Origin of the sequence: Faecalicatena orotica (genome assembly GCF_905197545.1) — a bacterium.
Lineage (GTDB): Bacteria > Bacillota > Clostridia > Lachnospirales > Lachnospiraceae > Faecalicatena_A > Faecalicatena_A orotica.
The window spans coordinates 19498-39943 of the sequence record NZ_CAJJZH010000002.1 but is presented as its reverse complement, the minus strand read 5'-3'; the positions used below and the strand labels follow the sequence as shown (position 1 = coordinate 39943).

Sequence of the window (20446 nt, the reverse complement as noted above, 5' to 3'; positions counted from 1 at the left end):
CACTCCCCGAGTTGGGTTTGAACCAACGACCCTTCGGTTAACAGCCGAATGCTCTACCACTGAGCTATCGAGGATTATGAAGCTCCCTCAAGGAGCCTTTTTCTATTATATGCTGTTTTTATTATTTTATTCCATCTATTTAAAACTTCAGCAGTTTCTGAAGCAATATATTTTTATCATACAAAAATGTCAGGATCTGACTGCTCTCGATCATATCAAAGCACTGCTTTCCAACAGCGCTGGTATAGACGAGTGTCAGGATCAGGAAACCAATCCATACAATTAAGAGCGCTATAAAAACGCCCAGCAGTGCCCCCGCAAAACGGTTCAGGAGTCCTACAACCGGGAGTTCCCCGATGATATCCACCGCGGCCATCAACGCTTTTACGATGATGACGGCAAGCAGAAATGTAACCAGAAATGATATGATTTTGATTACCATTCTGGAGATATAGGATGCTACATATTCCGGGAAACTGGCCACGCTCAGTTCATTATAAATGGCTGAATTATTATTTTCCAGAATTGTATTCTTCATAAAAGTGGGGAGCGTGGATTCTTCAATCATCTTAATCTGGATGTCCTTCGGAATCTCCCCTATGACTTTCAGGACATCCTGCGCCGTGATCCCCAGACGGTCCCAGTCCAGGTCATTCAAACCGGCCAGCTGATCATCGCTTAAGCCTGCCAGCGGTGTCCCGCTTAAATCAACCTTTGCCAGCTCCTGAGTGGAAATCTCCGGCATAAAGGCTTCTATACATTTAGTCTCTATCATATCGTCGATCGGCATATACTTTGTCAGTGCCTGTGCCACATAGGGGTTCAGCACAATCATAAGCACAATCGTAAGCACAGTAGAAAGGAGAGAGAGCCCTATCCGGAAAAAGCCCCTCACGAATCCAACTACTATGCAGATCAGAAATATCACTCCGACAATTATTAATAACCAGTTATTCATATTTTCTCCTATTTCGTCAAATAAACTATTCTCAGTTCATTGGCGCTTATCACCAGGTATCTGTTCACCCCTCTGGAAGGAATGACTTCCAGCGCTTCCGCCTTCAGGTCCCCTTTGAATCTCAGGACACCATTTTTCGTAATGATGCAGCATTTGGAACCGGCAAACATGATAATCTCATCTTTTACCATTTTTATATTGCTGTATTCTCCGGTAAACGCCTTGTTCATGATCTGTTTGCCAGACTTGTTGTAAAGCCGGGCCTCGTATCCTGATTTTCCTTTATTGAGGAGGACGAAGCCGATATATTTATCCGTGTGGAACACACTTTTAATTTCCTGATTCAGTTTTACTTCCTTTTTCTTCTGAGGCGCATCTTTGCCTTCATATACGATGAAGGAGCTGTCGCTGACTGCTACGGATGTGGCGTCATCCATAAAGTACACCTCCGGGATAATCTTCCCGTCATATTCTTCCATACTTACCTGATTGTCCGTCTTAGCTTTTCCTGCCTCCCCGAAATTATAGAATGCAACTCTGGACTTGAGTGCACCGTCTTTCGTGAACAAGTAGGATACTGCCAGCGTCGTGCCATCCCGTGACATGTCCAGCGCTAAGGGATAACCTGTGCTGTTAACAGTAACCTGATGTTCCACCAGAATATTTCCCGTGGCATCGTAAGATACAATCATCGGTGAGCTTTCATTTTTCAAAATAACACTTACAATTCCCTGATCCGATACTGACATCTTTTCTATCGGAAGAGTCGTCTCTATCTCACCTTTTAGACCTTCCTCTGTGAATACGAGGATTGAATTCCCGCCGCTGTCCGCGACGGCGAATGTGTTTTCATTTACATCAATGGCAGGATTCTGCATCTGACACGGCTGAATCCACTGTTCTTCGTTCTTTTTGTTAAGGAATACCACTCCGTCCCGACTATAACGGACGATTCCGTCTGAAAACTGGGCATATCTGTTCGTATCGGATGTCTCATCCTCATAATTCGCCGCCTCACGGACTTTCGTGTAAGACTGGTTTTTTACGAGCAGATATGTACCGCCTATTATCATAATTGCCAGAATAATCGTGATGCCCCACTTTTTAGCCCTAGCCCGCTTTCGCTTTCTGGCTGCTTTTTTTAGCTTCTCCAAATTCGCAGGCTCGGCGAGCTTTATATTTGGATTTTTCTTTTGCTTCATCTTGTTCCCCTTATTGCCGTCAATTCGTCTTATCCAAGGATTATACCATAAATACTAAACTCGTTAAGTATTTAGGTATGCATTTACACTAAGCTCGGCAAAACCTCGCTAAGTGTAAATAGTATATCATAAATACTAAACTCGCGAAAGACTCATGAGGAATTTAAGGATATGTTAAGGATTATGGCAGGACCAGCTTCTGTCCCACATAGATCAGGTTGCCGTTGGTCAGCCCGTTCATTTTGCATATTGCATCCACATGGCTGATATCGCCATACATCTTCTTGCTTATAATAGCCAGTGTGTCACCCTGCTCGACGATATAGACACCGTCGCTTCCATTTGCCCCCGCCTCTTTCGAATCCTCTTTGCCGGAATCTGCGTCCTGGGAGTCTGCATTTCCGGCATCGGCATTCTTATTATCGGCGGCATCCGGCTTGTCCACATCCTGCGTGCCGGCATCACCGGCTGAGCCATCTGGGACGTTCTTGTCCTCCTCTTCGGCGGCCTGTCCACTGTCACCCTCTCCTATCTGCTTACCGGCGGCTTCCCCCGTAACGGCAGTTACAGATCCATTTGTCTCCTTCGCCTCTACCGACTGTGTATCGGCCGATGAGTTGTTCGTTATCTTGTTCAGGGCCGTCTGTACGGATTTCATTTTATCAAAGTTGTTCAGGGTCGTAACCCCCATAATGATCACAATCAGTACAAGGCACGCACTGACTGCATACATCAGACGGTTTGTCCTTTTATGCTGCTGTTGTTCCTCGCGGGTTCTAACCAGACTGCGAAAGTCCTTTGCAGCACGATCTTCCACAGTTTCCGAGGGACTCACCCCATTCTTCTTTCTAGTCGAGATCATATAGTTCTGCATGCAAGGGTTCTTCTCATAATATGTATAGTGCCCGCCTATCTCCATCAGGTCATTAAACTTCTGGACGTAGTATACCTCGTCCTTCTCCACGGGATCCTTCATGATCAAGACCGTATTTTTTTTCGGGAACGATTTTTTATGCAGCTTCACCATATTGTGCTCCGGCGATAAAGGTACCCCCGAATGGGCAACAAACCATCCCAGCATCTCCCCGTCCTCGAAGTACTGCTTGCAGTCCTCGTACGCTTTCTTCCATGTATCATCATCAATCTCGTAATCATTGCCCGACACTTTCAACTCGTGCATCTGGATCGCTCCATATATGTATACATACTCCTCCTCATCCGATTTCTGCATATCTCCTATAAGAAATGCTCCTATTGGGTTCTCCCCCGCTTTTTCGCACAACTGGGCGAAAAATGTATCTACATAATCTTCTACATAAATCTTCGGGCTGTCACTAACATTCCCGATCTGACGCACATTTTTAGGAATTTGTCTCTCCATAACACTCACCTCTGAATAAAATTTTTCTAAAGCATAGCATAACGAAAAGGCTGAATTTATCGGTTGATGTCAGGTGCGTTCGACAAAAATACCGCATAGGGGTCAGACCCTTTTGCAGTCCGTTTTCAGAATATTCTCAATTTTTCTCTCAGAAATCCCCGTTTCCCGTTTGCAGGTCCTTAAAAAGTCCTCTTTTAACTGCCCAATTGTTAATATTGTCTGAACCTCTTCAATCCGGTGATCAAACATGTATTTTTCTACAAGAATCTTAACACGTTCATAGTTGTGAATGCATTCATCTTCAACGGTGTCGAGAAATGACTTCTGCTCGAACAGTCGGTGAAAATGCCAGAACTCTTCTGAAGTCTGAAAGCGTGTCCCTATTCTCTCATATGAAGTCTCTCCTATTAATTCTGAAGTCCCTGCAAAATATTCCTGTGCACTGCTGAATTCGTAGTCAAAAGACTCTCTTACAAGACCGATTTTGACCGGATTGTTATGGATATATCTCAGGCAGCACCAGTAATATTCCTCTGTATCCACGCAGTCACTATAGTAACGGCCCTGAAACACGTGTCCAGTCCTGTCGTATTTGGCATTATACAGTTCTGCATATGTCGAATTTAAATGCTGCATAAATTTAGGCAGTATGATTTTGCTTGTTTTAATTTGTTTTTGTGAATCATGGTCCCGAAACGGAACGGATATCCTGGCAGGCATTTTGCTTCACCAGGTTCATATACTGCAAAAATTGAACTGCGAAAGTTCACGAATCTAAAGAAATGCAGTAATAGATATTAAGAGAATATCATATTTTTCTTAATTTTGCTATAGAAAAATTGAAACCAGTTACCCCTGGTGTTATGATAATGTTACTGTTAATATAAAAAATCAGAGGTGACATTTATGTTGTTTAAAAATAAATTACTCACAAACCTGCGGCGGGAAGCATCCGAAAAAAGGGAGGACCTCCGCAGGGACTGGGGAGAAGATTTTTACGAATGTATCAGGGATATTGCAGAACACCCTGTTGTGCTCCGCATGAAACTATATCCGCATCACGGGCGCACGAATTGCTACCAGCATTGTCTGCATGTTGCTTACTATAACTATGTATGGTGCCGCTTTTTTCATCTGGATGCAGATTCCGCCGCCCGCGGCGGTATGCTCCATGATTTGTTCCTATATGACTGGCACACACATACCGCCAGAACCGGGGACCATTTCCACGGAATGACGCATCCGGCCTGCGCTTATAAGAATGCCAGAAAGTTCTTCAAACTGAACCGGGTTGAAGAAGATATCATAAGGAAGCACATGTGGCCGGTCACACTTTTCCACTTCCCTCGCACAAAAGAGGGCTGGATTGCCACATTAACCGATAAGTACTGTGGAACTTTGGAAACAAGCCAGCGATAGTACATTAACCAAAAAGACAGTATCCCAGCTTAATAGTTGAGATACTGTCTTTCTAAATTGTCAGTATATTCTGAATACGGACCGCAAAAGGGTCTGACCCCTTTGAACTACAAGAAACTTTTTACTTTCTCATAGATTGAATCTGCATCTAATCCATACTTTTTAACCAATTCTACTGCAGGTCCTGATTCTCCGTAAGTGTCATTGATTCCGATCTTCATTACCTGTGTCGGAGCCTTTGCAGAGAGCACATCGCATACTGCGCTTCCGAGCCCGCCGATGATGGAGTGTTCTTCAACTGTAACGACTTTCCCTGTCTCTTTTGCTGCTGCAACTACTAATTCTTCATCGAGAGGCTTAATTGTATGAATATTGATAACTTTCGCGTCTACTCCGTCAGCTGCAAGTTTTTCTGCCGCTTCCAGACAATTCGCTACCGGAAGTCCCGTAGCGATAATAGTAATGTCTTTTCCTTCGCGGAGTACAACACCTTTGCCAAGCTCGAATTTGTATTCCGGCTTATCATTGATAACCGGCACTGCAAGTCTTCCAAAACGCATGTATACAGGTCCTGCGTGCTCGTAAGCTGCCTGTACGGCTGCCTTTGCCTCAATATCATCGGAAGGATTGATTACAACCATACCAGGGATGGTTCTCATCAGGGCAATGTCTTCATTACACTGGTGTGTTGCACCGTCCTCACCTACAGAGATTCCTGCATGTGTGGCACCGATTTTCACGTTCAGCTTCGGGTATCCGATGGAGTTACGTACCTGCTCGAAAGCACGGCCTGCCGCAAACATTGCAAATGAACTTGCAAACGGTACTTTTCCGGCTGCCGCGAGTCCTGCTGCCACGCCCATCATATTGCACTCAGCGATGCCGCAGTCGATATGTCTTTCCGGAAATGCTTTCTTGAATACACCTGTCTTTGTAGCTGCTGCAAGATCGGCATCCAGTACTACAACTTCGTCATGTGCTTTTCCTAATTCGGCTAAAGCATTACCATAGCTTTCTCTTGTTGCAATTTTCTTTACATCTGACATAATGCTTCACCTACTTTCTCTAAATCTTTCATAGCAACTTCATACTGCTCATCATTCGGAGCCGCACCATGCCATGAAGCCTGATTCTCCATATAAGAAACGCCTTTGCCTTTAACAGTTTTTGCAATAATTGCCGTAGGCTGGCCCTTCACAGTCCTAGCTTCTTTAAAAGCAGCATCAATCTGGTCAAAATCATTTCCATCGATATTAATTACATGGAAATTGAATGCCTCAAACTTCTTATCGATCGGATATGGTGAATTAACCTCTGTTATTGCACCGTCAATCTGAAGGTTATTATTATCTACGATCACAACCAGATTGTCCAGTTTCCTGTGTGCGGCAAGCATGGAAGCCTCCCATACCTGTCCCTCCTGGATCTCCCCGTCTCCGAGCAGAGTATAGACTCTGTAGTCATCCCCAGACAGTTCTGCTGCAAGTGCCATTCCGACAGCCGCAGAAATTCCCTGTCCCAGAGAACCTGATGACATATCTACACCCGGAATATGCTTCATGTCCGGATGCCCCTGAAGGTAAGAACCTGTATGGCGCAACGTCTTCAGGTCTTCTACCGGAAAATATCCTCTATTCGCCAATGTGGAATAAAGTCCCGGCGCTGTATGGCCTTTAGACAGTACGAATCTGTCGCGGTCAGCCTTCTTAGGGTCCTTAGGATCGATGTTCATTTCTTCAAAATAAAGGTATGTGAAAATATCTGCTGCAGACAGTGATCCGCCCGGATGTCCGGATTTCGCACTGTGGACTGCTGTCACGATGCCCTTGCGGACTTCGTTGGCAGTTTTCATTAATTCTAACTTGTTCATTGGAATTCCTCCTAAATTTTATGTTTAAAACAGACTTTTTCAGAGGGGTCTGACCCCTTTGAAAATCTTCGAAATTATTCGCCGAATACCGCCTTATAATCTGCCTGGAATTTTGCGATTCCTGCATCTGTCAGCGGATGGTGTGTCATCTGCTCGATTACGTTGTAAGGTACTGTTGCGATATCAGCCCCTGCAAGTGCACAGTCTGTTACGTGGATCGGGTTACGAACGCTTGCTGCGATGATTTCTGTCTCAAGCCCTGCTACTGCGAAAATCTCTGCGATCTCTGCAATCAGGTCTGTTCCGCGAACGGAGATGTCGTCCAGACGTCCCAGGAATGGTGATACATATGTTGCGCCTGCTCTTGCTGCAAGAAGTGCCTGGTTTGCAGAGAAGATCAGTGTTACATTTGTCTTGATTCCCTCAGCTGTAAGGGCTTTGCATGCTTTTAACCCTTCTACTGTCATAGGAATCTTAACTACCATGTTAGGGTGGATTTTCGCAATTTCTCTTCCCTCTGCGATCATTCCTTCTGCATCCGTTGTTGTAGCCTTTACTTCACCGCTGATCGGTCCGTCTACGATAGAAGCAATCTCTGCGATGACTTCTTCAAAAACACGTCCTTCTTTTGCAATCAGTGACGGATTTGTTGTAACTCCGCAGATCACTCCCATGTCATTTGCTTTCTTAATATCCTCTACTTTGGCTGTGTCGATAAAAAATTTCATTGTTCGTTCCTCCTTGAACTAGAATCCCTTTGTTTTCTATCCTTGATTATAGTCGTTGTAGTGAAGACGGTCAATAGGACGAAAAATTATTAATAATTTTATCCTATTAATATCTTCAAATTATTAGTCAAGAAACATGAAAAACTTTTCTCAACAATTGCAGTAATACGATATAACTCCTCCATTTTTCGGCTTATCCATTGTTCCAAAATTCATCCTAGCGCAGGATTATTAATAATAATTTTATACAATAAATTAATTTTTCTTTTTTCTGGTCCTTGGATAGGATGTGGTCCCTCTCGAGACAAGTCTCGGTTCATACTCAACATGGTAGATGCTGACAGGCTCCATTTCTGAATACTGCCTGTCCCTCGTCTTAATCTTTTTCATGATAATATCACAGGCATCGCGGCCCTTATATATCACGAAATGTTCGATCGTTGTCAGGGATATTTTCTGCATTTTTGCGAAAAGGGTATTATCACATCCCATCACGGACATGTCACCCGGAACTCTGTATTTCTCATCATAGAGGGCATCCAGAATTCCAAATGCAATCATATCATTCAGCCCTACAATTGCTGTCAGCTCCTTATCCTCCGCCAAAAGCTCCTTCGTCAGATCGTAGCCAATCCGGTATTCAGAATCAATCCCCGGAATATCCCGGTCGATCTCTTCGTTTGCCGCCTTAATCACCACATTGTCACCGAGTCCGGCTTCCTTAAATTCTTTCAAAAAACCTTCCACCCTCTTGGAACGCTGTTTCTGACGCACAGTCAGAGGTGGAGCGATATAGGCCACATGCCTGTGCCCCAGATCCAGCAGGTGGCGCGCCATAATACGTCCAAGCTTCGAGTTGTCCAGCTCCACGGCATCTACATCAAGCTTCTCATTCTGGTTATTAATTACCGTGAACGGAATCTTTCGCGACAGCTCCTCCACAACGGGCATAAAACAACGGCTGGGATTGCACGTGTAAATGACCCCCTGGGGATTCAGGGAAGGCATCATTTTCAGATACCGTTCCTCCAGTTCTAGATTTCTCTGTGTATTGCAGACAAACAGACCGAACCCCTGCTCTGTAGCCCGGGATTCAATACCCTGGAGAAGCATTACATAATACGGGTTCGTCAGGTTCGGGCAAAATACAACGAGAAGCTTTTCCCGCTTATTTTCCTTTTGCTTTTTCCGCTTCGGCAGTTCATAGCCCAGTTCCTTTGCCGCAGCCTCCACCTTCCGGATTACGTCCTTCGAAAAGGAAACATTATACTTCTTATTCAGCACCATAGAAACTGTCGCCTGAGAAACCCCGGCCTTTCGCGCCACATCCGAAGATGTTACTTTTTTCTTATACATCATCCCACATCCTTAAGTTCTGGTACATGCACAGTTTACCGTTCGGGCATTATGAAGCCCCTGCCTACAACTGGGTTCTGCCTTCCAAGGCCCTCAAAAGAGTTACTTCATCAATATATTCCAGATCTCCCCCGACCGGCACCCCACTGGCAATCCGGCTTACCTTGATACCTGTAGGCTTGATCAGCTTGCTGATATACATCGCCGTCGTCTCCCCTTCCAGACTGGAATTTGTGGCAATGATCACCTCGTCCACATCACCCTGGAGGCGCTCCATCAGCTCTTTCAGCCGGATGTCTCCGGGTCCGATTCCCAGCATCGGGGAAATCGCGCCGTGCAGCACATGATAGACGCCGTTATATTTCCCGGTCTTCTCATAGGCCGCCAGATCTCTCGGCGTCTCAACCACCATAATCGTCTTCTGGTCTCTGTCCGGGTTATTACAGATCGGACAAAGTTCCCTGTCCGTCAGCGTACAGCACTGGGAACAGTATCTTACATTATTACGTGCATCCAGAAGACACTTCGCAAGATTCTCCACCTGCTCCTTTGGCATATTAATAATATGAAAGGCAAGCCTCTGCGCAGACTTCGCCCCGATCCCGGGAAGCCTCGAAAACTCCTCGATCAGCCTGCTGATTTGATTACTATAATAATCCATCTGGTATTCACTCCTGTTTTCTCTTTATGTTCCAAAAAGCAAATTCACTCAAAAGGGTCAGACCCTTCTGCAAAGGGGTCTGACCCTTTTGAGCTCCGTTGTCAGAATATTTAGAACATTCCAGGCATTCCGCCGCCCATTCCGCCTGTCAGCTTATTCATTGCCGCCCCGGATACTTCGTCAACCTGGCGCAGTGCTTCGTTCGTGGCCGCCACGATCAGGTCCTCCAGCATCTCGATATCTTCGGGATCAACAACTTCTTCCTGAAGTTTCACCTTTAAGACCTCACGCTTACCGGAAATCGTCACCTCGACTGCACCGCCGCCTGCTGTTGCCGTAAATTCTTTTGTCTCAAGCTCTTTTGCCTGTTCTTCCATCTGGCGCTGCATCTTCTGCGCCTGTTTCATCAGATTTGCCATATTGCCAGGCATTCCGCCGCCTGGAAATCCGCCTCTTTTTGCCATGATTTAATCCTCCACTATAATTTCCATATTAATTTTCTTCTCAATGTCCACAAATGTATCTTCAAAGTGGCGTCCCTCTTCCACATGCCGGACTTCCACTTCAACCTTTTTCCCGATCCGGTTCTCAATCAGACTTTCCAGTTCCTGCCGGTGGTCTTCCCTGCCGACAACCTCCGCCTCCATTGCTCCGGGCATGACGATCATCAGCCGGTTATCCCCGCCGAGGCTTAACCTTGCCTTCTTTAGGAATGTCCGGATCATCCCGGATGCCTCATCTGCAATGGGTCTGAAGTTCTTCACAACCTCTTTCACATCATCCGGTATGGCATTCGGAAGCTCAGGTTTCGGGGCCGTTTTTCCCGAAGCCGCAGCATTGTCGCCGTTTACATAAACCACCTTTTCCTGCACGGCCGACGCAGGAATTCCCTGCTCCAGCTTCTCTTCAACTGCACGTATGCGGTCCAGAAGACTGTCCTGATCCACCTCCATCGCCGGAGTACACAGCTTAATCAGTGCCACCTCCAGAAGAACTCTCTTCTGCGAAGCGTACTTGAGCTGCCCTGATAGCTCAGAAAAAATACGGATATGCCGAAGCAGCATGTCGGTCTCGATCATCCCGGCCTCTTCTTTCAGCTGCTGCATATTCTCCGTAGATACATCCAACACATCCTCTATATTATCAGAAGTTTTCATCAGAAGCAAGTTCCTCAGATACCATGTGAAATCAACCGAAAGCTGTGTCAGTTCCCTTCCCAGCATCACGAGTTCCTCCACAGTATCCAGTACCTTCGGCACATCACGCCTGATGATATTGCGCAGAAGCTGGCTGAAGACATCCGTATCAACGGCTCCCAGTACTTCCAGTACATGATCATAGGTCAGCTTCTGTCCCATGTAAAAAGCAATACACTGGTCCAAAAGACTCAGCGCATCCCTCATGGAACCGTCCGCCGCCTTGGCCACATAGCGTATAGCCTTATCCTCGACCTCCACCTGCTCCTCGATCATTAATTCCTTCAGTCTGTCAGAAATCGTCTCGATACTGATCCGTCTAAAATCATAATGCTGGCATCGCGACAATATCGTAATCGGTATCTTATGCACCTCCGTTGTAGCCAGTATAAAAATAACATACTCCGGCGGCTCCTCAAGTGTCTTCAAAAGCGCATTAAAAGCACCTATGGAAAGCATATGCACCTCGTCAATAATATAGACTTTATACTTCCCTTCCGTCGGCCGGTATGCTACTTCATCACGAATCTCACGGATATTGTCCACACCGTTGTTGGATGCGGCATCGATCTCGATCACGTTCATGGACGTTCCCGCAGCAATAGACCTGCACATCGCACACTCCCCGCAGGGGCTGCCGTCCACCGGATGTTCACAGTTCACCGCCCTGGCAAATATCTTCGCCACCGTAGTTTTCCCGGTCCCCCGGGTCCCACAGAACAGGTAAGCATGCCCGATACGGTCTGCCTTGATCTGATTCTGCAGTGTTGTAATAATATGGTCCTGCCCTTTTACGTCTGAAAACTCAGTCGGGCGGAACTTTCTGTATAATGCCGTATACGACATGAATCACACCTCTGTTCTCTTATTTCACTCTATTGTATTTTATCGCCAAAGCTGATGCCCGTCAGCCTTGCCTCTTTGATAAGGCTGCATTCGGGATCAACAAATTTCAGCTTTCCGGCTACATCCTGAAGCGGCACCTTCGTTGTCTCACCATTTCTCATAGCAACCATATATCCAAAATCCTCATTTAAAATCAGTTCTGCAGCCGCAGCACCAACCCTCGTGGAAAATACCCTGTCGTAAGGGCACGGGGAACCGCCTCTCTGCGTATGTCCCGGAACCGTAATGCGGACCTCTTTATCTGTCTTCTTCTGAATCTGCTCGGACAGTTCATAGGCAATCGAAGGATACTTCCTTTTCTCTAATTTTTCTTTATATTCCTTCTTCTTCAGTTTCGCGTCTTCCTTGGAAATAGCCCCCTCTGCAACCGCAAGTATGGTAAACGGCTTTCCGGCCTCGCTCCGCTTCTGGATCACATCGGCAATAACATCTATATCATAAGGAATCTCAGGAAGCAGTATAATATCGGCCCCTCCTGCGATCCCCGCATGGAGCGTGACATGGCCGACCTTGTGTCCCATAACTTCTATAATAAATACACGGCTGTGTGAAGTTGCTGTCGTGTGGATCCTGTCAATCGTATCTGTAGCAATATCCACAGCGCTCTGGAATCCGAAAGTCATATCTGTTCCCCAGAGGTCATTATCAATTGTCTTCGGGAGCGTAATCACATTCAATCCTTCCTCCCTCAGAAGGTTCGCTGTCTTATGCGTACCATTGCCGCCTAAAATCACCAGGCAATTCAGGCTCAGCTTATGGTATGTATGCTTCATCGCAGCAACCTTGTCCAGCCCGTTCTCATCCGGCACCCGCATCAGCTTGAACGGCTGTCTGGATGTCCCCAGGATTGTACCGCCCCTGGTCAGTATCCCTGAGAAATCTTTGGATGTCAGCATCTCAAAATTCGCATAAATCAATCCTTTATATCCATCTTTAAAACCATATATTTCTACATCCTTACGTTTAGAACAAACGCCTTTTACAACACCCCGCATAGCCGCATTCAGTGCCTGGCAGTCCCCGCCGCTTGTCAGCATCCCGATTCTCAACATAATACAAATCCTCCTTTTTTCAAAGTTCCCTGCATATACCCCTGTCTGTATGCCCGCAGGAAAAATCAACAGCGAAAAGCTTCACTGTAAAGTGAAGCCTCTTCTTACTTTTATAATTATACCCCATTTCAGACACTGTAACAAGAAAATCTTAATATCCGAAACTGACAGTTCAAAGTACTGTTTCCGCCCTCATTTTCCCGGAAATGCTTTCTTTTTATAAATATATTATCATTTTACTTTCCAAAAGTACATTTTCACCATCTTTTTGCACAATTGTATTGTAATTCAGCCCAAAAACTTGTACAATATCAACAAGGAATTATGAAAGAGAGGACTTATTATGAAACAGAACAACATGTTAGCAATGATCTTAGCTGGCGGCCGTGGTTCTCGCCTGCATGAACTGACGAATAAAGTAGCTAAGCCAGCCGTTTCATATGGCGGAAAATACCGAATCGTCGATTTCCCGTTAAGTAACTGTGCAAACAGCGGTATCGATGTCGTCGGAGTACTGACCCAGTACGAATCCATTTTACTCAATAGTTATGTCGCGGCAGGGCGCCGCTGGGGTCTGGATGCCCAGAACAGCGGGGTATATGTACTGCCGCCGCGCGAAAAGGCAGACGCCAATCTGGACGTTTACCGCGGAACAGCAGACGCAATTTCCCAGAATATAGACTTTATCGATTCATTTTCACCGGAATATGTCCTGATCCTCTCAGGTGACCACATTTATAAGATGAATTATGCAAAGATGCTGGCATATCACAAAGAATGTCAGGCAGATGCAACCATCGCCGTCATCGAAGTACCTATGAAGGAGGCGAGCCGTTTCGGTATCATGAATACCGATGAGGAAGGGCGCATCGTAGAATTCGAAGAGAAACCGCCACAGCCGAAGAGTAATCTTGCATCTATGGGAATCTACATATTCAACTGGAAGCTGCTCCGCAAGATGCTGCTGGCAGATATGAAGGATGCGGAGTCAAACCATGATTTTGGAAAGGACATCATCCCGACTCTCTTAAATGATGACAAGAGGCTGTACGCCTATAAATACAAGGGCTACTGGAAAGACGTCGGAACCATCGATTCTCTCTGGGAAGCCAATATGGACCTTCTCAACAAGAACAACGAACTTGACTTAAACGACCCGAGCTGGAAGATTTACACAGAAGACGGCTATACCCTGCCTCATTATGTAGGCGCTGAAGCAGATATTAAGAATGCATTCATCACACAAGGCTGCATTGTCAACGGAGAGGTTAAGAATTCTGTTTTATTCACTGGCGTAAAAGTCGGGGCAGGAGCCAAAATCATCAACAGTGTACTGATGCCGGGCGTTGTAGTTGAAGAGGGTGCACAGATAACACGCGCACTCGTTGCCGACGGAATCAAGATCGGCAAAAACGCTGTCGTGGGCAGTGCGGACAGTGAACATATCGAACTGGTTGCGAAACATGTAAAGGGGGCAGAATAGTATGAATAACGCATTTGGAATAGTCAATCCTTCCGGAAACCACATATGGGTAGAGGGTCTTCAGACGTACCGCAGTATCGGGGCATTTTCATTCCTCGGAAGATACCGTGTCATTGACTTCCCGATTTCTAATATGAGCAACAGCGGCATCGACCAGATACAGGTTTATTTAAGAAACAAGCCCCGCTCACTCGTAGACCACCTCGGAACAGGAAGACATTACAACATCAATTCAAAGCGTGGAAAGCTGCGCGTGCTCTTTTCTGAAAGCAGTTCAGAAAATGATATTTATAATACAGATATTGCCGCTTTTATGGAAAACATCGAGTGCATCGAGAGGGTGCAGTATCCATATGTAGTCATCGTACCGGGCTATATGGTATATACCCAGAACTTCGATCACCTTGTACAGACACACATTGATTCAGGCGCGGATATCACCTTGCTTTACCACTCAACAGATAATGCGAAGGAAAACTTCCTCAACTGTGACCTTCTGAACCTGAACCGCCAAAAGGGTGTCCTTTCCATCGAGAAGAACCGGGGGACCGCAAAAAACAGAAACATTTTCATGGACACTTATGTAATGAAGAAAGAGTTATTTATCGAGCTAATACATAAGGCAAAGAATCTTTCCTCTATGTACAGACTTGCCCAGATCGTGAATAACCAGTGCGGCGAACTCGATATACGTGCCGTACCCCACCGTGGATTTTTTGCTTCCATCACGGATTTCAAAAGCTACTATGAAGCAAACCTTTCACTAATTGACTTTAAATATGCATCAACACTATTTGATGATGAATGGCCGATCTACACACGGACAAATGACTCCTGCCCAACACAGTATTATGATACAGCAGACGTAAGGTCTTCCGTTGTATCCAATGGATGCTTAATCGAAGGCACCATTGAAAATTCTGTCATTGGACGCGGATGTAACGTTCACAAGGGCGCCGTTGTCAAAAACAGTATCCTCATGCCGGGTGCAATTATCGGGAAAGATGTACATGTTGAGAATCAGGTTGTGGATAAAGGAGCTCATGTTCTGCATGCAAAAGAAGTCATAGCTTCTCCAGAGAAACCAGGTTATATCAGGCGGGGGGATACCCTCTAAGGGAGTCTTTGGAGAATGATTCGTGGAATTGGCTGCGCGGACGCAGTGAGAACGGGGCGGAAAGCGCTCCCGCGGGTGGCCGGCAGGTCATTTATAAAGACAGGTCGTTTGCTAACTAACAGTAAAGAGTAAAAGGCGGAATCGCAGGGTATCATCAGCATTCGACGCCTAAGCTGATGCTTAGACGCCTCAGGCTGATTTGGAAATTGATTCGGAATCAATTTCCAACCCTGTGATTCGGCCTTTTTCTCTAACTGTTAGTAAGCGCACTTGATGCCTTTATATATGACCTGCCGGCCACCCGCGGGAGCGTTTTCCGCCCCATTCTCACTGCTGGGTGCTTCCGGATTTTTACGGGAATCGTCCTCTGGGTAGTGGATTCTACAATTATTTCTTAACAGGCAACTTGAAGTGAAGTTACTCCGCTGATCATTTCCTTTGGAAGTTCTTGTTCTTTTATTGGGGTTCCGTCTGTGAAGATGATCATTGTTGTTGTGGATTTTCCGAGCTGGCGGATTTTTTGTATGTCTGCTTTTACGAGGATGTCGCCTTGTTTTACGTTGTCGCCCTGGTGGGCGTGGATCTCGAAGCCCTGGCCTTCTAAGGCTACGGTGTCGATTCCTATGTGGATCAGGACTTCGCGGCCGTCCGGGCTCTGGATTCCGAATGCATGGCCGGTCGGGTAGGCGACGGCTATTGTTCCGGAGAAGGGAGCCTTTATGGTGCCATCAGTAATGTCTATGGCAAAGCCGTCCCCGAGCAGTTTCTGTGCAAATGTTTCGTCTGCTACGTCTTTAAGGAGTACTGTTTTTCCTGTTGCTGGCGCTGTAAATACCTCTGCATCACCGGATGACGCTTTTAATGCCGCACCGGAATCTGTGCTCGAAACTGTTTCTGATATTGCCGTCGCATCACCAGCGTAATGCATATCTGCCGCCGGGTCATCTTCATCCGGCACCAGTGCTTCTTTTGGTATTGCAAACAGGCAGGTCAGGATAAAGCATAGCGCGACGCAGAATACGGAAATCAGGAAGTAGAACAATATCTGGTGCCCGTTGTAAATATACATCAGGTAGGATGGCAGTACGGCCAGTCCGTAGGAATTCGACTGTATGCTGAAGATAGATAAAAGGGCCGCCCCTGTACCTGATGTCAGCAGCATAACAATGAGTGGTTTTAAGTTAAAACGCAGCTGGATACCAAACAGTACAGGCTCACTGATACCGAAAAGCTGTGACAGCATTGCGCCTATACTTGTCTGTTTGATTCTCCTTGATTTTGACTTTACTGCAAATGCAAGACAGGTCCCGACGTTTGCAAATCCGTACATGGCACATAATGTGATCAGCGGGTTGAACCCTGTGTTGGCAAGCAGAGAAGTCTCTATCATGACATATGTGTGGTGAAGACCTGTAATAACTGCCAGAGGGTAAGTAAATCCTATGATAAACCCGCCAATTCCCATCGGGAGGTGGATGAGGTTCTCGATGATCCCAACCATCCCAAGTTCGATCTGGTGCATCACCGGACCCACGCCCAGCAGCATGACAAGCATGGTGATCAGCATGACAAAAAACGGAGTGAAGATCAGGTCCAGTACATTCGGCATGATCTTACGCAGTTTCTTCTCCAGTTTTGAACCAAACCAACCCGTAAAAATCGCGGTCATGACACTTCCCTGACAGCCTACGAGGGGAATGAATCCGAATGCTTTAATCGCCTCTACTCCGCTGTTCGGGTCTGCCACACTGTATGCGTTGGGCAGGGCAGGTGAAAGGAGCATCAGCCCGATTACAAGGCCAATTACCGGTGTCCCGCCAAAGACCCTGAATGCGGACCACGTGATAATTGCGGGCAGAAATGCGAACGCCGTATCGGTCAGTACGGTGACAAGCGTCTGGATATACGCCGGAATATCCGCGGTCGACGCACCAAACAGCGACAGCACATTATCATTAAAGATACAGCCTTTCAGGCCGAGGAACAAACCGGTTGCGGCAATCACAGGGATGATCGGCACAAAAATATCCGCAAGCGTACGCATCAGTTTCTTGATTCCTTTTTCATTCTGCTTCACAGCTTCATCCTGTTCCTTTTTGGACAGCGTCTTAAGTCCCAGCGTTTCGATCTGCGCATAGACTTTATTTACAATACCTGTACCCAGAATAATCTGATACTGTCCTGAGGTGAAGAAAACACCCTTAACCTCGTCGATTTTTTCTATTTTTTTATCATCAATCGCATCTCTGTCTTTTACCATCAGACGAAGTCTGGTCGCACAATGTGTGGCTGAAACGATATTCTCTTTTCCGACCACTTCCACAATGGCTTTTGCTATATTGAAATATTTATCTGCCATGATATCCTCCCTCTTCTACTCCATCTTCATATCTGTGCAGCTGCTCCTATACATTAATGTCTGGAACGGCGCCAGCACAATACGTTCCTTTTCCTGAATTCCTTTATCATTTGCATCACACCCGGCATTTGTTCTTACATCGAGTGTCTCTTCTGTATTCAGCACGATTTCCCTGATCTGTGAAGGCAGGATTTCTTCCTGTGCCTCCCTCGAAAAATTAAAGTAACATACAATGGACATTTCTTCCGTGCTTCTTTTGTAAGCAATGATATCACCGCAGGCCGTTTCAAGCGGCTGGATATCTCCGTAAATCAGACATTCGCTGAAAGCGCTGTCCTGACGCAGTGCAATGATATGGCGGTAAAAATGGAAAATACTCTCAGGATCGTTCCTTTGTTTCTCTGCGTTGGTCCGGTCCTGGTCTCCGGTTACCTTAAGCCACGGCTTAACGCTGCTGAATCCGGCGTTCTCCCCTGCTGTCCACGGGAACGGGGTCCTTGCATTATCCCGGCTCCTTAAGTTGATATAATGGAGCGCTTCCTCCTTTGTGCAGCCCTCTTCCATCGCACGGTAGTACTGGTCGATACTGGAAATATCATTGAATTCATCAATACTGTCACGTACAAAGTTCTGCATTCCAAGCTCCTGCCCCTGATAAATGAACGGCGTACCCCTCAGGAAGAAATACATTGCACCCAGCGTTTTTACAGCCTTCGCATTTCCTGCCGCCTCCAGCAGGTATTTTGTCGTGGCACGGGGCTGGTCGTGGTTTTCAATAAAGTTGGCGCTCCAGCCAGCCTTCTGTATTGCCATCTGGCTTCTCATCAGCCGTTCATTGAGGTCTGCAATCGTCCACGGGACTCTCCGGAACCATTCGCTGCCGCCGGCCACATCGAGGTCCGCATGTTTGAAATCAAATATCATGGAAAAATACCCGTTTTCCCCGATAAAATCTTCCAATTCATCGTATCCGACTCCCGGCGCCTCTGCAACAGTAACGCAGTCATGTTTCTGAAATGTTTTCTCTTTCAGTTCCCGTAGGAATTCACCGATTCCCGGCTGGTTCCTGCTGCCCTTTGTACATTTTGCCAGGCCGTCCGCCCCGTCCGTTTCCAGATTTCGAAACGTCAGGTCCTTCTTGATAAAAGTAATGGCATCAATCCGAAATCCTGCAATGCCAAGCTCAAGCCACTGGTTGACCATCCCATAAAGAGTCTCCCTCACCTCCGGGTTTTCCCAGTTCAGATCCGGCTGTTTTGTGCCAAACGCGTGAAAATAATACTCATCCCTTCCGGATACCTTCTCCCAGACACTTCCCCCGAACACAGAGCGCCAGTTATTCGGCCTTTCTTTCCCCTCTTTAAATATATAAAAGTCATGCCACTTGCTGTCCGGGTCTTTCAGTGCCCTCTGAAACCACTCATGTTCATCTGAAGTATGATTAATCACAAGATCCAGAATAATCTTAATTCCAATTTCCTTTGCGGCGCGGACCAGTTCCCTTAGGTCCTCCATCGTCCCGAATTCCGGCGCAAGGTCAAAGTAATCTGATATATCATACCCATTATCGTCCATCGGCGACCGGAATACCGGACATATCCAGAGCATTGTAACGCCCAGTTCTTTCAAATAATCCAGCCTTGACATAATTCCCGGGATATCCCCAGTACCGTCATCATTGCTGTCACAAAAACTCTTCGGGTAAATCTGATAAACAACCTCACTCTGCCACCATTTCTTTTCCATGTTCCTTCCTCCGTTTCTCTTCCTGATCAGTCAAATACCCCGTAACGAGCTGCGGGGAATCAAACCTCTTTTTAACAGTTCCACATATATCCCGTCTTCCATCGGCTTCCCGCAGATACTGTCCGCAGATGCAAGCAGTTCATCGGCCCCATTTGCCATTGCAATCCCTGTGCCGCAGATTTTCAGCATCTCTATATCATTTCTGCCATCACCGAATGCGAGCGTATCCTGTATCCCAATCCCCAGATATTCACAAAGTCTCACGACTGCTGCACCTTTCCCTGCTCCGTGTGGGATGATTTCATAATAACCATATTCGTTCCAGCTGCCCTGCTGTGCCAGTTCCGTCCGGCCCGCTCCAAACATTTCCCCGATGCGCCGGTAAACCGGTGGGCTGCACCACAAACAAATCTTATGGATATCTACCTGTCCCGGAAGAAACTCTTCTATATTGTCCTGATACATGATCTTCTCATTTTTAAAGAACTTCTCCCTCTGCCGGGGCGTAAGCTTTTTACTTTTTTCCAGATTCATCTGGTTCAGAATATCAGCAGCAGCCTGATTCATAAATATCTCATCCCGTCCCTCCAGAACTCCGCCCACACCGTCCGTGCACGGGTCTGTCAGATACTGAAACACTCCGGCAGCTGCATCTGCATCCAGCGCCGTCTCAAACACAGAAACATCTTTGTGGGATATATAGCTCCCTCCGCCTGTGATGAGATTCTCAATCCCGAGTTCCAGAACATCATCCTGAACCGTCCCCAGGCTGCGCCCCGTACAGATCGCCGCCTCATGTCCTTTTCTTTTCAGCTGCCTGAGAACAAATGGTATGGATTCCGGGATTCCAAGCACCTCGTCCCGGAGCGTTCCATCTATATCAAACACAATTAATTTCCGCATCCACCGCTCTCCTTCCTTGTCTGTAACCATATATTAGCACCTGAAAAAAGGACTTACAATGTCTGTAAGCCCTTTAGGAAACATGTGTGCATCCTGCACTTTGTTTTAA

The 20446-nt window shown here is 46.4% G+C and carries 18 protein-coding genes and 1 tRNA gene; 3 read left to right on the top strand and 16 right to left on the bottom strand.

Going from position 1 to position 20446, the window contains the following annotated elements; translation table 11 throughout:
* Nucleotides 1-2: 2 nt before the first annotated feature.
* From ABIN22_RS03735 to ABIN22_RS03715, 5 genes are all read right to left on the bottom strand, one after another.
* Nucleotides 3-74, bottom strand: a tRNA-Asn gene (locus ABIN22_RS03735).
* Between the two features lie 65 nt (nucleotides 75-139).
* Nucleotides 140-958, bottom strand: a complete 819-nt coding sequence (locus ABIN22_RS03730) for a CvpA family protein (protein ID WP_346906685.1) — start codon at nucleotides 956-958, stop codon at nucleotides 140-142.
* A gap of 8 nt (nucleotides 959-966) precedes the next feature.
* Nucleotides 967-2160, bottom strand: coding sequence for a DUF5711 family protein (locus ABIN22_RS03725; protein ID WP_346906683.1), 1194 nt, complete (start codon nucleotides 2158-2160; stop codon nucleotides 967-969).
* Between the two features lie 181 nt (nucleotides 2161-2341).
* Entirely contained in the window at nucleotides 2342-3541 is a 1200-nt protein-coding gene (locus ABIN22_RS03720; RefSeq protein ID WP_346906681.1) for a LysM peptidoglycan-binding domain-containing protein, read from the bottom strand.
* A 102-nt stretch (nucleotides 3542-3643) separates the two neighbouring features.
* Entirely contained in the window at nucleotides 3644-4177 is a 534-nt protein-coding gene (locus ABIN22_RS03715; RefSeq protein ID WP_346906679.1) for a hypothetical protein, read from the bottom strand.
* Nucleotides 4178-4447: 270 nt separating this feature from the next.
* On the opposite strand from ABIN22_RS03715, the gene ABIN22_RS03710 reads away from it, so the two are divergent.
* Nucleotides 4448-4960 (top strand): HD domain-containing protein, encoded by a 513-nt coding sequence (locus ABIN22_RS03710; protein WP_109730687.1) that lies wholly within the window; start codon nucleotides 4448-4450, stop codon nucleotides 4958-4960.
* Nucleotides 4961-5067: 107 nt separating this feature from the next.
* Here the strand turns inward: ABIN22_RS03710 and ABIN22_RS03705 are convergent, their stop codons facing one another.
* From ABIN22_RS03705 to ABIN22_RS03670, 8 genes are all read right to left on the bottom strand, one after another.
* Complete coding sequence (locus ABIN22_RS03705) at nucleotides 5068-6006, bottom strand: transketolase family protein (protein ID WP_109730688.1); 939 nt, start codon at nucleotides 6004-6006, stop codon at nucleotides 5068-5070.
* On the bottom strand, nucleotides 5994-6830 hold the full coding sequence (locus tag ABIN22_RS03700) for a transketolase (RefSeq protein ID WP_346906676.1): 837 nt from the start codon (nucleotides 6828-6830) through the stop codon (nucleotides 5994-5996). Before ABIN22_RS03700 ends, ABIN22_RS03705 begins: the two co-directional genes overlap by 13 nt.
* A 74-nt stretch (nucleotides 6831-6904) precedes the next feature.
* Nucleotides 6905-7558: a fructose-6-phosphate aldolase gene (gene fsa, locus ABIN22_RS03695; RefSeq protein ID WP_109730690.1), complete on the bottom strand. Its 654-nt coding sequence runs from the start codon at nucleotides 7556-7558 to the stop codon at nucleotides 6905-6907.
* Nucleotides 7559-7813: 255 nt separating this feature from the next.
* Nucleotides 7814-8914, bottom strand: coding sequence for a LacI family DNA-binding transcriptional regulator (locus ABIN22_RS03690; RefSeq protein WP_109730691.1), 1101 nt, complete (start codon nucleotides 8912-8914; stop codon nucleotides 7814-7816).
* 64 nt (nucleotides 8915-8978) lie between these two features.
* Complete coding sequence (gene recR / locus ABIN22_RS03685) at nucleotides 8979-9575, bottom strand: recombination mediator RecR (protein ID WP_109730692.1); 597 nt, start codon at nucleotides 9573-9575, stop codon at nucleotides 8979-8981.
* Nucleotides 9576-9685: 110 nt separating this feature from the next.
* On the bottom strand, nucleotides 9686-10039 hold the full coding sequence (locus tag ABIN22_RS03680) for a YbaB/EbfC family nucleoid-associated protein (RefSeq protein WP_109730693.1): 354 nt from the start codon (nucleotides 10037-10039) through the stop codon (nucleotides 9686-9688).
* Nucleotides 10040-10042: 3 nt separating this feature from the next.
* Nucleotides 10043-11617 carry a DNA polymerase III subunit gamma/tau gene (gene dnaX / locus ABIN22_RS03675; RefSeq protein ID WP_346906673.1) on the bottom strand — a complete coding sequence of 525 codons (1575 nt, stop codon included), beginning with the start codon at nucleotides 11615-11617 and terminating at the stop codon, nucleotides 10043-10045.
* 29 nt (nucleotides 11618-11646) lie between these two features.
* Nucleotides 11647-12729 (bottom strand): 6-phosphofructokinase, encoded by a 1083-nt coding sequence (locus ABIN22_RS03670; protein ID WP_109730695.1) that lies wholly within the window; start codon nucleotides 12727-12729, stop codon nucleotides 11647-11649.
* 343 nt (nucleotides 12730-13072) lie between these two features.
* Here ABIN22_RS03670 and ABIN22_RS03665 point away from each other — a divergent pair, with 343 nt between their 5' ends.
* Nucleotides 13073-14212 (top strand): glucose-1-phosphate adenylyltransferase, encoded by a 1140-nt coding sequence (locus tag ABIN22_RS03665; protein WP_346906671.1) that lies wholly within the window; start codon nucleotides 13073-13075, stop codon nucleotides 14210-14212.
* 1 nt (nucleotide 14213) lies between these two features.
* Nucleotides 14214-15329, top strand: a complete 1116-nt coding sequence (glgD, locus tag ABIN22_RS03660) for a glucose-1-phosphate adenylyltransferase subunit GlgD (protein ID WP_109730697.1) — start codon at nucleotides 14214-14216, stop codon at nucleotides 15327-15329.
* Nucleotides 15330-15723: 394 nt separating this feature from the next.
* Here the strand turns inward: glgD and ABIN22_RS03655 are convergent, their stop codons facing one another.
* Genes ABIN22_RS03655 through ABIN22_RS03645 form a run of 3 tightly spaced genes read right to left on the bottom strand, consistent with a single transcriptional unit; the run spans nucleotide 15724 to nucleotide 20337 of the window.
* Nucleotides 15724-17688, bottom strand: coding sequence for a PTS sucrose transporter subunit IIABC (locus tag ABIN22_RS03655; RefSeq protein WP_346906669.1), 1965 nt, complete (start codon nucleotides 17686-17688; stop codon nucleotides 15724-15726).
* A 15-nt stretch (nucleotides 17689-17703) separates the two neighbouring features.
* Complete coding sequence (locus tag ABIN22_RS03650) at nucleotides 17704-19434, bottom strand: glycoside hydrolase family 13 protein (protein WP_346906667.1); 1731 nt, start codon at nucleotides 19432-19434, stop codon at nucleotides 17704-17706.
* A 30-nt stretch (nucleotides 19435-19464) separates the two neighbouring features.
* On the bottom strand, nucleotides 19465-20337 hold the full coding sequence (locus tag ABIN22_RS03645; RefSeq protein ID WP_346906665.1) for a Cof-type HAD-IIB family hydrolase: 873 nt from the start codon (nucleotides 20335-20337) through the stop codon (nucleotides 19465-19467).
* Nucleotides 20338-20446 lie beyond the last annotated feature (109 nt).